Raw genomic sequence first — 12906 nt, 5'->3', positions numbered from 1 at the left:
TTTGGCTTTTGCCTTTGCTTTTTCGGATTTGACTTTTGAAGCCTTGGACGCGGCTTCCGCAGCGCCTTCTGTTGCTGCGGCCGTACCGGTTCGGAGTTTCAATTGATCCGCGAGCTTTTCGAATTCTTCCGGATCTCGTGTCTTTAAATAATTGAGTAATTTGCGGCGTTTCCCCACCATTCCCAAAAGTCCGCGACGAGAACTGGCGTCTTTTTTGTGATCTTTCAAATGCTCGGTGAGTTGATTGATACGAGCGGTTAAAATGGCGACTTGCACCTGCGGAGAGCCTGTGTCGGTTCCGTGGGTCGCATGTTTTTTGATGACTTTCTTTTTCTCGGAGCGCTTCATGGGGGTAAGGATAAAAGATTAAATTTTGTTCGCAACGGGTATTTTACAGAACAAATGTTTTTTTGGCAAATATGTTTTTAAAAAGTCCACTTATAAACCCTATGGTTCGATAAGCTCCCCATGACACATTCAACTCCGATGAGTTGTAAATTCAATCCGCTTTCCTTATAATCCCGGCATATGGAAATGAATTACAAAGCCATTATTCGCGACGCGTGGCAGCTGACTCAGCAAAATAAACCCATCATGTGGTGGTACGCGTTCGTCCCGGAGCTCATCGGGCTGGTGGTGGGCATCGGGTACATGGGCTATCAAATCATGTCATTTTGGAAATCCTCGATTTTCAGGGAATATCACGGAGAATCATTTGCTCACGAAGCCGTGATTTTTATTGCGGATTTTTTCTCCAAACATTCTTCTCTGGGCATTCTCCTCATTATTGTCACCGCCATTGTTCTTATCCTTTATTTAATCCTTCCGATCTTTTCCAAGGCTGCGTTGGTGCAACTCATTGCGCGCAAACGCAACGGCCAAGAGGTAAAAACCGTGGACGGAGTTTCTTACGGATTTTTACATTTTCTTCCGTTGTTTGAATACCATTTACTCATCAAAACCTTCAGTATGTTCAGTGTGCTGACCGAGATTTCGTTTGTGGTGCGAAATCTGGGCACCGGGGCGTTCGAAATCCTTTGCATCCCGTATATTCTGATGTTTTTGATCGGATTACTGCTTTTGTTACTGTTCGCCTATGCGGATTACTTTATTATCATTGACGGCGCGAAAGTCATGCAATCCATGGGCGCCAGCTCCAAATTAGTGATTCGGCACTGGCAACAGACCATTTTGATGTTCATTTTGATGTTGCTCATCACCATTCGTATTGTTTTTAATATTGTGTTGGTGCTCTTGATCCCCTCGATCATCATCTTATCCACCGGTTTGTTGGCTACGTTTGCATTGGCTGAAGTCGGATTTGTGGTGGGGGTGATCATCGGATTGATCGGAATGTATTTTGCCGCGTATTTGGGAGCGATTTTGGAAGTGTTTTCCAACAGCGTGTGGGTGTTTACATTTTTGCAACTCACGACCAATGAAGAGGCCAGTGCGAGAGATGCGGCGAAGAGCGCAAGAGAAAGCGCTTAATGATGAAAAAACAAAATGCGGGGGAAAGAGACACTCGCTACGCTTGTGTCTTATTGATTCTTCCTTTTTTGGTTTTCTTCAATTCGGCGGAGGAATTCTTCACTCAGTTTGGCGGCCATGACCGGGTTTTTGAGTACGAGTTCGTAAAAATCCGCCTTTTCAAGAAGGAAAATCTCGCAATCCTCAACCGTGACCGCTGAGGCGCTGCGGGGTTTATCGCGGAACAAGGCCATTTCCCCAAAAAAATCATTGGCGCGCAAGGTGGCGATGGGGTGATCCGAATCTTTTTCGGGAAAAATCTTTACCGAGCCGGACTTGAGAATGTAAAGACGCGTTCCGGGATCCCCTTCCTTAAACAAGGAATAATTGGCCGGAAAATATTGCATGGTGATGTGTTTGATGATCTCGGCGTGGATGGTTTCATCCAGCTCGGCAAAAAGAGGAATATTCCTCAAAATGGGCAAAATGGAAAGGTCGTTCATAAGAGAAAGGGGCTAAAAGTGGCTTTATTATAAGCGTTTTTTGTAAAAAAAAGGGCGAAAAAGCTTAAAAACGGGGAATACTTGTTGACTTTGTGGTAAAAATGTTTTATTATTCTAGCAGACGAAGTTGAGTTTTCGTCTTAAATAACACAAAAATCAATGTCTTCACCGCTTCATTTTTGTTTTCGAGAGGTTCGCGAGTACACGAGGGTTCTTATTATTGCGCTTTCGATTTTCCTGATCAGTTTGGCGGTGGGAATGCTGATTTTTGGGATCAACGAAGATCCAACGACCATGCTTTCAACCGACAGCTTGCATCACAGCTCCGAAGTGATCAACCTCACTCCGTAAAAATACAACGGACAAGGTTGTTTTATATTAAAATTTACAAATTTTAAAAAGCGGCGCTCGGGGCCAACGGAATCCCCGAACTTTTTTTTGGAAATTTGCCCCTTTTTCTCCTCCCTGTTATGGTTTTGGCATGACTTCCTCCTCCCCTTTTCCGATTTCCGTGCTTTCCATCCCGGGTCTGCCCAACGGGGTTTTTCCGTTGGATTCGACGTTGTATCATAACTACAAACCGAGCCTTGGCGTAATCAGTAAGGTTGTGACTGAGAAAAAAGGCCCGATCTCGGTATTTTTTCAATCGTATATTTGGCCGCGTGAAGTGCGACATCCGCTGGGAAATTGGACGCGATTTTTGCCCCTGCTGTGTGTGCCGATTTATTATTATGCTTATTTATGGAGTTCTAAATTTCGCACTGCGATTCTCAAGGGCGCAACCACAAAACTGGAGGCCTGCCTCAAGACCGGCGACACGGTTTTTCTCATTCTGCACAGCCATGGCAACCGAATCGGGATTGACGCTATTCTTGATCTTCACCGAAAAAATAAAATCCCGCGTTCAAAAAAGATTTACGTGATTTCGCTGGCGCCGGCGTATTCCCATGTGGGGTATGGGCTGATTCGCGATTCGCTTTCGCAAAAAACCATTGAGGAATTTGTGGCGGCCACGCATGGGGTTTTGATGTTTCGCGTGGCGAGTGATCCGCTGTCCGGAAAACCGCCCCTACCGCAAACCGATGGAAAAATCCAAGGAAAGCCTTTTGCGTTTCGACTCTTTTCTCCGCGCTTTTTTGAATACGGCCTGTGGGGACACGAGACCGTGCGATGGAGAAAGGATGTGATGAAGGAGATGGAGGGATTGCTGGGAAAAATTATATCTTAGGCTGCTAAAAGCGCTTCTTCTTTAAACCAAGAAGGAGTCGGGAATTTTGTGATTTGGCTTGTTTTCTTTGCTCCTTCAACCCCTTGAAGAGCAAAGGGGATAGGAATGTTTTGTTTTTTATAATAAGCCATTGGATTTTCCTTGAATTCACGAATGATTTTCTCCGCTTCATCATAAGAACTAACAAAATGACAATAACGAGATGTATGTGCGGCCACCAATTGCATTTGTTTTAAATCTTTCGGAATATTCCATCCCTCTTTTTCTTTAGGAGTGGCATCTAAGGCTTCTATTTGTTTTTGAATCCAAACCCACGCATGTTCTCCCTTAGACCCGCCCACTCCTTTAGGATCAACAAAAATAAGAGGAGTAATCAAATGATTGGCCAATTTTTGCGAACAAAGTGTGATCCCGATTTCCTCCAAAGTTCCCACTCCGCCCACATTAAAAACTCTAAACGTAGCCAAATCATCCATGGCCTGTTGGCGAACCAAGCGATATCCAGGAAGAAAATCCACCATGGCTTGAGGACGATAATTGGGAAGTTGCCCTCGATTTTCGACTTGAATCCCGATGCCTATTCTGGGAATTCCCAACAACTCCGCGACCTTATCTGCAATCGCCATCAACCCCGGGCCTTTTCCATGAGTCACCGCCAAGTTTTCCCCAAAAAGTTCTTTCATGTTTTTCATGAATTGATCCACTTGTGGCCTCAAAGTTTCATCAAGTTCTTCCACATTAGACCCGTACATCGCAATCACGGTGTCCACCTTTTCCAACGCCTCCACTTCTTCCGGCTGAACCCACAATCCCCGATGAAAAATACGGACATGTGCAGGGATTGTAGCTCCCTCTTCTTTTGAAAAATGATCCGGCATTTCGGGATAAGTCATAAAAAATCGAGCTCCTCGCTCCTCAAGTTTTTTAAGATGAGTCCACAACGCGGAATCAAAATAAATATCCGGTTTACCAGAAGGCTCCCCTTGCGGATCAAAAGCACCTTCAGGAATTCTTAAATCTCTAAACACAAAAACTCCCACGCCCTCATTCCATAATTTTTCAAGGGTCTCCGTATCTGGGAGTCCCCCGGAAATCATCATCACGCGCTCATGCTGATCTCTTCCCACCCATTTTAATCGATCCACCCAAGGTTGAATCACGTGCGGGACTCCTTGCCCTCGTTTAATCCCTTGAGGTTTTGGGGTTGAGGCCAATTCTTTGGCTGTAGTAACCATATTCCCCTCTTGAAAACTCGATTGCTGAGTCCAAGCGACTTCTCCACATCCCGCTCTTCCAATAAGAATAGATTGCGATTTTTTAGAATCATAGAAAAAAGAAATTCTCTCCATAAGAGAGAACAGTTCTCCTTCTTCCCCTGTCAAAATGTCCATAAAATGAACCCCGTCCCTTAATGTCCTTGAGTTCATCACTTTTCCAGATGTTTCTTTAGTGGATTCATCGGCAGGGTAAAGTTTAACTCGAATTTTAAGCCCCCTGGTTTCTAACGAAGAATTGGTTCGATTAAAAAGTGCAACCTCCCGAGGAACATCAATCCCTGTGGTTCGGATCCCATCCAAAACACGAGTCGCCAACTGAAAAGCACCTTGATGATTATCTGCGGATTCGATCACCGCGAGATAAGGACCAAGGGCAATACGAACAGCACCCACGGCAAATTCTCTAGGCTTTAATGTTTTAGGGAAATTTTTACGTTCAGAAATGACCTGCAAATCCGATGAAATCGCCTGTTTTCCCAAATCTAATATTCTTTGAATTCGTTCATCCGTTAACGCTCTCGGATTCAATACATAATATAAATCTTCCAATGGAATTTCCAACGTTCCATCTTTTGCAATCGTTGTTTTTTCAGTGAGCAAAACCCCTCCCGTTTGAATTGCCTCTTCCACCTGAGATCTATCAAGATGAGTTTCCGGCTGAGCCATAAGCGCCCTTCCCACTTGGATCGATCCCCTTCTTTTTCTTCTCTGTTCCACTTCCACCTTTCGTTTCAACGCATCCAAAATTTGAGGTCCCCGTGACCCCAATCCTAAAATTCGAGCCCTTGTAGATAAGACCCCTGCTTCTAAATCCATTGCTCCTTCCCCTACGAGATCCACTCCCAATCGAATCAATCCATCGCGTCCAACCAATTCAGGGGGTTCGTTTTTAGCTAAAAAATCTTGTGCCCTCTGCCTATCTAATTCACCCAAGCGCACTTGCAACGTTGCCATAAGCGAAGGTCTCCCAATGCTTTTATCATTATGAGGCCGCCCAGAAATTTCAACGATCCCCATATCCCCAGTTATAAAAGGTGTTTCAGATGTTCTCATATTCTTTTTTACAGGAGGGAAAATGTACGGGATAAGGTTATTTGTGTCAATGGGGAAAAGTCATTTCGCTTCACTCTGGAACTGGGGTATAATAACGCCTGTTTTAATCTTAAAATTTCTCCCAAAATGACTCCCAAAACTGCGAAACACGCCAAACCCCCTAAAAAATCAAACGCCACCTCTCCTGCGCGTCCCGCATTTTATGAAGCGCGAACCGTAGAAAAAAAATGGCAAGCCCTCTGGGAAAAGAAAAAAATCAATGACACGGATCTCAAAAACGACACGCGCAAAAAATACTACAATTTGGTGATGTTCCCGTACCCGTCCGGAGACAAACTTCACATCGGGCACTGGTACAACTTCGCGCCTGCGGACTCCTGGGGGCGCTACATGCGCATGCACGGATGCAACGTGTTCGAGCCCATGGGGTTTGATGCGTTCGGATTGCCGGCGGAAAATTTTGCGATCAAAACCGGCATTGCCCCGGACACGAGTACGGCAAAAAATGTGATCACCATGATTCGCCAACTCAAAGAAATGGGCACCATGTACGACTGGTCCCAAACCGTGAATACGAGCTCTCCGGATTATTATCGCTGGACGCAGTGGATTTTTTTACAAATGTACAAACGCGGCTTGGCGTACAAAAAAAAGGCACCGGTGAATTGGTGCCCGGGATGCAACACCGTGCTCGCCAACGAGCAGGTTCAAGATGGGATTTGCGAACGCTGCAAGAGTGAAGTGGTGCAAAAAAATCTCGCGCAATGGTTTTGGAAAATTACGGATTATGTGGAAAAACTTCTCGACTATTCCGGGTTGGATTGGCCGGAAAAAACGATTGCCATGCAACAACATTGGATTGGCAAAAAAACCGGGATCAACATCACGTATAAAGTGGCGGACACGGATCAGACGATCGCGGTTTTCACCACACGGCCGGACACTAATTTTGGGGCCACGTTCTTGGTGGTGGCGCCGGACAGCGAATTCGCGACAAAAAACATCGATCTTTTCCCGAATAAAAAAGACGTGATGGCGTACATCAAAGCCACGAGCAAAAAAACCGAGCTTGAACGCATGTCCGAAGGCCGAAAAAAGACCGGAGCGTTTACCGGATTGTATGCGATCAATGATTTGACGAGGCGAAAAATGCCGATTTATTTGGGCGATTTTGTGCTGACCAGTGTGGGAACCGGGCATGTGGTTGGAGTTCCGGGGCATGATTTGCGCGACTTTGAATTTGCGCAAGCCATGGGCATCGACGTGATTCGCGTGGTGAAAGGCAAGGACGGAGACACCTCCCCCATCACCAAGCCTGAACAAGTGCAGGAAGAAGAAGGCACGATGGTGAACAGCGGATTTTTGGATGGCATGGACATTCATGCGGCCACGGAAAAAATCATGGATTATATGGAGGAAAAAGGCTACGGGAAACGTGTAAAAACCTATCGCCTGCGCGACTGGCTCATCTCTCGCCAACGCTACTGGGGCGCGCCGATTCCAATTGTAAATTGTGAAAAATGCGGCGAAGTGGCGGTGCCGGAAAAAGATTTGCCCGTGGTGTTGCCGCGCATTAAAAACTACGTCCCCAAAGGCAAACCACCCTTGGCCACGAGCGATCGTTTCATGAAAACGCGCTGTCCCCAATGCAAAGGCCCTGCCACCCGCGAAGCCGAAACCATGGACACGTTTGTGTGTTCGAGTTGGTATTATTTACGCTACCCGTGCGCCACGATGAAAAACAAACCGTTCGATCCTGCGATTCTCAAAAAATGGGGACCGGTGGACATGTACATTGGCGGGCCCGAACACGCGTGCATGCATTTGCTCTACGCGCGATTTGTCAATCAAGTTTTACACGATGCGGGATTCGTGCCATTTAAGGAGCCGTTCACACGATTGGTGCACCAAGGCATGGTGACCAAAGATGGCGCCAAAATGTCCAAATCCAAAGGCAATGTGGTGAGTCCGGATTCGTTTGTCGAAAAATACGGAAGCGATGTTTTTCGCATGTACTTGATGTTTATGGGGCCTTTCACTCAAGGCGGAGATTGGAGCGACAAGGGCATCACCGGCCTCTCCCGTTTTGTGCAAAAAATATGGGCCATGGTGACGGCGGATTCGGTGCCCGTGATTTCTCCGGCGCTGTTGCGACAATTGCATTTGACATTAAAGCGCGTGACCGAGGACATTGAAATTTTTCATTTCAACACCGCGATTTCCGGAGTCATGGAATTTCTCAATGAAGCCGGACACGAAGGCCTCGATCAAAAAAGCAAAGAAATCGTGGTAAAAATGATGGCTCCTCTTGCGCCGCATCTTGCCGAAGAATTGTGGACGCAACTTCAAGGGGTGGCGACGACAAGCAAAAAATGGGCCAGTGTTTTTGATCAAAAATTCCCGACCTACGACGCGTCGTTGACGGTTTCCTCCACCATGGACTTGGTGATCCAAGTGAATGGAAAGGTCCGTTGTGTGCTCCAAGTCCCAAAAGACATTTCTAAAGAAGACGCGTTTAAAGCCGCTCAAGCCGACGAAAGCGTGAAGCGAAATCTCGAAGGCAAGACGATCGTGAAAGAAATTTTTGTGCCCGGGAGACTGGTGAATTTTGTGGTGAGATAAATTTTTATTGGTGCAGCATCATCACCATCTCCCCTTTCAGTTTTTGATTGGCAAAGGATTGGGCGAGACTCGAGACCGTGCCGCGATAAACGGTTTCGTAAATTTTGGTGAGCTCGCGAGCGAGCACGAGTTGAAAATCGCCGAGACCCGCGATCTGAAGATCCGAGAGCGTTTTGTGAAGACGGTGCGGAGATTCGTAAAAAACGAGGGTGCGTTCTTCTTGCTTAAAACTTTCGAGTAATGTTTTTCGGCCTTTTTTTAGAGGAAGAAAACCAAGGTACACGAATTTGTCGATGGGCAAACCCGAAGTGACGAGTGCGGGTAAAAGTGCGCTGGCGCCCGGGATGGCGGTGATGGGAATTTTTTCTTCAATGGCACGGCGAATGAGCAAGTAGCCTGGGTCTGAAATACCGGGAGTTCCGGCATCGGAGACGAGAGCCACGTTTTTGCCTTGGCGCAGGACTTCTATGATTTTATTGAGTTTGGATTCGTCACTGTAAGAATGGAAACTAACGAGCTGTTTTGAAATTTCAAAATGATGCAAAAGAATCCCGGTGTGGCGCGTGTCTTCCGCAGCGATGAGGTCGACTTCTTTCAACGTTCGCAGGGCGCGCAACGTGATGTCCTCGAGATTACCGATGGGGGTGGAGACGATGTAAAGCATGGCCCTACAATAACCAAATCATCCCCAATGTTCAATGAACAAACAAAATGGGAGTCGGACACTCCATTTCATTGTGTGTCTGGTCTACAAAAATTTTCCTTTCCTTCTTATTGCGCAAGTGATCTATGATTTTTTATTTTCCCCTATGCTCCTGCACCCTCTCATCCACCACTTGTTTGAGGTCCCACCATTCCGGCTCCAGCAAAATCCCCCATTCCTCAGGCGCGAGGTCTTCATTTGCGATGAGGCCGTGATGCGCAAGGTGCTCATGTGCCTCGCACAACGGCACGAGATGATCGGGGTCATGCACCTGATCGAGCGCAAAACGTTGAGTATGGTGAAGTATTTTATAAGATTTTTTACAGCCAGGATAAGCGCATTGGCCACGCGTTTTCGCAACTGCAAAATTTTTAACTTTTACAGGGATGTGGCGCGAGGGAGTCTCAACCGATTGTGGTTTTTCAGCCTCGAGTTTTTCTTTTCGGAGTTGTAAAAGTTCGCGCATAAGGGTGTTCCAATCGCCTTTGCCTTTGAGTTTTTCGAGCTCAGCGGCCACGTCGGGAGAGAGGGGCATAGTGATTTGTTTTTCAGATACGGCCGGCGTCCTAGGAAGCCGCTCTAACCTGTACTCGTGAACATAAGTTTCAAGCGTGTTTTTGCTCATGATTCGCGCCTTTTCCGCCCAAAAATCAGCGGTCTCGGAAGTTGCGATGGCAATCACCGGTTTCACGCTCTGAATCCCCTTCTCCTCGATCACTTTACGAAGCGCGGGTTTGTCTTCAACTTTTTTCATGATTCGAAGCGCATCTTCAACCGACGATTTACTCATCCCCGCCAGCTTCCCCGCATATTCAAAAATGCTCGAAAAGCCTTTCTTCTTCCAGATTTGTTGACGGTCGATTTCGGGGAGGATAAGCGCACATTTGCGAAGCCACTCTTTGGCGTTGCGGCCGTATTCAACAAAATTTTTATGAAGAGAATCCTCTGAAAAGGAAGTGGAGGGAGAGAATTTTGTGACGGTTGTAAAAAAATCGGCAGGGGTCAAACTATTGTGAGTCGGCGAGATCTCCGCGTGAGCTTTTTCGATCGTTTTCGATGCGTCTCTCACGCAAGAAATATTAAATTTTTGTGAACATTTTTCGAGAATAAATTCAGTCATAAAAAAGAGGATTAAATTTCGCTTTTCAGTACTAAAAATGTATCACGAAGATCCTCGCTTCCCCAGATCAAAATCATCATTTTGGCGTGACAAAACTGGTGGGTGAGTATATATTCACCTTTCCGGCACCACGCATGAAGCGAAGGAAGCCGCGAATGAGATTGTTTTTGGTACTCAAATTCGGGCAATTTTAGCTATGATTTTGAGCCCGATTTTAAACACAATTTTGCGAGCGATTTTATAAGCGGTTTTGACAACATTTTTGGAGACATTTTTCTCTTTTCCACCAAGAAAGTCTGCACAACCACTCACGAAGTCCCGTATCGCGGGACGAAGTGAGCTTGAGAAAAATGCTGCCATTTACTCCAGTGCTGAATTTTCAGCGCAGGGAAGTCGAAATCTTGTAAGACCTCGACCTCCCCGCCCGCTCAAAGTTCACTCCAAATCCTCGGCCGTGGCGCTCCGAATGTATTCCACGGGACACCACGAGTCGTCGTCGTCCATGCACAGGATCCGGAACTCGTGAATGCCGAGCACCGTATTCCCGCTGAACGGAACCACCGAGACCTCGATGTCCACAGGGTTGTACCAGAAGTCGAAGCTGAATCGAACGGCGTCCAGGACCACGGTGTCGTAGTTTTGGGTGGTGTACTCGACCGTGGTTTGCGTCACGTCCATGAGTTCGAAGTCATGGTCGATGAGCAGGTAGGCCCGGTACTCGTCCGGAGCACAGTTCCCGTACACGAACGTGGCGTCGAACACCTCGTTGGAGTAGCCGTAGTCCTTGTCCCCCACGAAGGTGGTGCAGTCTTGGAATTGAGTGAGGCCCTGCTCTTCCATGAGAGCGTCGATGCCGTAGTCCATGCAGCCCGTTGCGAAGGTCGCTCCGAGCGCACAGGCCGAGGTCAAGAAGTTGCGAAGGTGAGTCATGGGCTTTTTTCTCCTTTTTTTGTGTGAAGCCCGGTTGTGCAGACTTTCAATGAGCAACCCTTGCAGAGACGAAGATTCGCCGAACCGATGAAAGTTCGAAAATCCGCGCACACCGGAAAGGGCGCCCTTAATTTAACAAAGGAGTCATTACCTTTTTCTAAACAAAAAATGAACCAGACAAGATCGCGCAGTGATTTTGTCTTTTTTAAAAACCCGCGGTGGGGGCGGGTAGAGAAAAAATATCTGTGTCATGGTGAGGAGTCCCGAAGGGACGTCTCGAACCATACATTCAGGATAAGGTTAATAAAAAAAGAATGCGGGGAAGCGCACTTCGCTACGCTTCGTGCGTAGGGTCTGCTCGGCTGAAAGCAAGAGACGAAACCCCCTCCCAGAGCTTCATCCCTTACTTCCAACCGAGCGGAGTAAACCGGAGTGAATGTAAGGAAGCTATATTACTCGAAATAAAATATTTGTCAAGACTTGTTTGACTTAATTGTATATTTTATACTAAAATCATGATGTCTTAATCTTAAAAGATTGAAAATGGTGGCATTAGAAGAAACAGGATGGGACGAACCCTCTCGGACCAGCGGTGTTTATCCTGGTCTAGGAAATCCATGGGAACGACATAATCTGCCTCTTCAATCGAGCTCTTTAATAAGCATGACGGATATCCCTTCCCCCGCTATTGTTTCAGGAGGTGCTTTCCAACTAATGTTAGAAAGAGAATCAACGGCCGTGGGCCGCGTTCGCCCTCCGGAATCTCCCATCGACGGTTCTTCGAATAGACTCCCTAGCGTACTGGCTTCTCGACATACCCGAAACCTTCTACTTCTTTTAACCGCCCTTCATGAGAGAGGAGGCCAAGAATAAAAAACTAAACTCCAACAGAAACCCGCATCGTCAAGCCAAAATGGATGACTGAAAAATATTTTTAAGTAAAATTAATTTTCTATAATTTAATCAAAAAAATATGTCTAATCGCTCAGAAGCCATTATTTATCTTCTTGAAATTGAAAGTTGTTGCGAGGGGGAAAAAACTCCTCCGCCAGACGATACTCTCTCTGCAATCCCATCCTTCGATGGGGATACACCAGAAGGGAACTCTCAGGGGGATGTATCTCTAGATGAGGCTGAATCTGTTTCCAAATCAACAAATGAAGATTCAAGTGATTGCGATGATTTCCCTTCTGATTTAGTACAGGCCATTATAGCTATGAAACTTTCCGATGGATGATTTAAATCATATTTATGCTCTTTTGACTAAATACCCTCTTACGGATGACTATCTGCTCTCCCCCAACGTTCTTGAAATTGATTCCAGAAAAGAAGCGGCAAAAAAATTCGATAAATTACCATTGGTTTTTAAAAGATTATTAATAACCAGGGTTAGGACTTTAATGAATCAACAATAAAGTCATTTTCCGGTGATCAGCGGTGGCCTTGTGTACACGGGTTGCACACTTTTTACCGTGCTGCGATTTTGAAAATCAATCTGAACCAGGGCTTCTCCAAAACTCGCCATTTCAACAGCGTTAGCGTTCCCTGAAATGTCGTCCGGGACTTCGCCATAGCAAGGCATCCCTAGGGTTTTTAATTCTTCAAGAGTCATAATTTTTCCTTTGACCAACCACTGATCCCTCCCTGCGGCAATGGCGATGGCATGCGGTTGTTTTTGCGCTTTTTTTGACAAGCGATTTTCCCAAACCTCAAATACATTCACATTAAACATCGGGATTTTTTTCACCCACGCGATGGCGTTCGCGATGGTGATGCCCACGCGCAAACTCGTGTACCCGCCCGGGCCCTCGACCACCACCATGTGCGTGAGGTCGTCCCAAGTTTTTCCGGAATCCGCCAACACTTGCTCCAAGCCGGGCAAAACTTTTTCCGATTCGTTGGCCGCAGAAACCCATTCGTTTTCGGCAAGAACGCGGTTGTTTTCGATCAAGGCGATGGCGCTTTGTTTGGACGCGGTGTTGAGGCAGAGGAGAAGCATG

The 12906-nt window shown here is 46.5% G+C and carries 11 protein-coding genes and 1 pseudogene; 5 read left to right on the top strand and 7 right to left on the bottom strand.

What is annotated here, in order from left to right; translation table 25 throughout:
• Positions 1-90: 90 nt before the first annotated feature.
• Positions 91-348 (bottom strand): annotated as a pseudogene (gene rpsO / locus WC882_00545) (30S ribosomal protein S15).
• Between the two features lie 180 nt (positions 349-528).
• On the opposite strand from rpsO, the gene WC882_00540 reads away from it, so the two are divergent.
• Positions 529-1491, top strand: a complete 963-nt coding sequence (locus WC882_00540; protein MFA5842157.1) for a hypothetical protein — start codon at positions 529-531, stop codon at positions 1489-1491.
• 50 nt (positions 1492-1541) lie between these two features.
• On the opposite strand, the gene WC882_00535 is transcribed toward WC882_00540, so the two are convergent.
• The gene (locus WC882_00535) at positions 1542-1973 is read right to left on the bottom strand and encodes a cyclic nucleotide-binding domain-containing protein (protein ID MFA5842156.1); all 432 of its coding nucleotides are present in this window, start codon (positions 1971-1973) and stop codon (positions 1542-1544) included.
• Positions 1974-2132: 159 nt separating this feature from the next.
• Between WC882_00535 and WC882_00530 the strand changes: the two genes are divergently transcribed.
• Together WC882_00530 and WC882_00525 are read left to right on the top strand one after the other, a co-directional pair.
• Positions 2133-2324 carry a hypothetical protein gene (locus WC882_00530; protein ID MFA5842155.1) on the top strand — a complete coding sequence of 64 codons (192 nt, stop codon included), beginning with the start codon at positions 2133-2135 and terminating at the stop codon, positions 2322-2324.
• A gap of 130 nt (positions 2325-2454) precedes the next feature.
• A complete protein-coding gene (locus WC882_00525) occupies positions 2455-3201 on the top strand; it encodes a hypothetical protein (protein ID MFA5842154.1) in 747 nt (248 codons plus the stop codon).
• On the opposite strand, the gene WC882_00520 is transcribed toward WC882_00525, so the two are convergent.
• The gene (locus tag WC882_00520) at positions 3198-5495 is read right to left on the bottom strand and encodes a hypothetical protein (GenBank protein MFA5842153.1); all 2298 of its coding nucleotides are present in this window, start codon (positions 5493-5495) and stop codon (positions 3198-3200) included. The genes WC882_00525 and WC882_00520 overlap by 4 nt on opposite strands.
• A gap of 162 nt (positions 5496-5657) precedes the next feature.
• Here WC882_00520 and leuS point away from each other — a divergent pair, with 162 nt between their 5' ends.
• Positions 5658-8153 carry a leucine--tRNA ligase gene (leuS, locus tag WC882_00515; protein ID MFA5842152.1) on the top strand — a complete coding sequence of 832 codons (2496 nt, stop codon included), beginning with the start codon at positions 5658-5660 and terminating at the stop codon, positions 8151-8153.
• 4 nt (positions 8154-8157) lie between these two features.
• Here leuS and rsmI read toward each other — a convergent pair whose 3' ends face one another.
• The 3 genes from rsmI to WC882_00500 all read right to left on the bottom strand — a co-directional run bounded on the left by rsmI (position 8158) and on the right by WC882_00500 (position 10840).
• Positions 8158-8817 (bottom strand): 16S rRNA (cytidine(1402)-2'-O)-methyltransferase, encoded by a 660-nt coding sequence (rsmI, locus tag WC882_00510; GenBank protein MFA5842151.1) that lies wholly within the window; start codon positions 8815-8817, stop codon positions 8158-8160.
• A gap of 133 nt (positions 8818-8950) precedes the next feature.
• Positions 8951-9976 (bottom strand): hypothetical protein, encoded by a 1026-nt coding sequence (locus WC882_00505; GenBank protein ID MFA5842150.1) that lies wholly within the window; start codon positions 9974-9976, stop codon positions 8951-8953.
• A 360-nt stretch (positions 9977-10336) separates the two neighbouring features.
• Positions 10337-10840: a hypothetical protein gene (locus WC882_00500; GenBank protein MFA5842149.1), complete on the bottom strand. Its 504-nt coding sequence runs from the start codon at positions 10838-10840 to the stop codon at positions 10337-10339.
• Between the two features lie 1039 nt (positions 10841-11879).
• On the opposite strand from WC882_00500, the gene WC882_00495 reads away from it, so the two are divergent.
• A complete protein-coding gene (locus WC882_00495) occupies positions 11880-12173 on the top strand; it encodes a hypothetical protein (protein MFA5842148.1) in 294 nt (97 codons plus the stop codon).
• An 18-nt stretch (positions 12174-12191) separates the two neighbouring features.
• Here WC882_00495 and tsaB read toward each other — a convergent pair whose 3' ends face one another.
• The gene (gene tsaB / locus WC882_00490) at positions 12192-12905 is read right to left on the bottom strand and encodes a tRNA (adenosine(37)-N6)-threonylcarbamoyltransferase complex dimerization subunit type 1 TsaB (GenBank protein MFA5842147.1); all 714 of its coding nucleotides are present in this window, start codon (positions 12903-12905) and stop codon (positions 12192-12194) included.
• Position 12906 lies beyond the last annotated feature (1 nt).

It is taken from the genome of Candidatus Gracilibacteria bacterium (assembly GCA_041658685.1).
GTDB lineage: Bacteria > Patescibacteriota > Gracilibacteria > UBA1369 > UBA12473 > JBAZZS01.
Note: the sequence above shows the minus strand (reverse complement) of the source record. Positions and strands in the feature narration are given on the sequence as shown.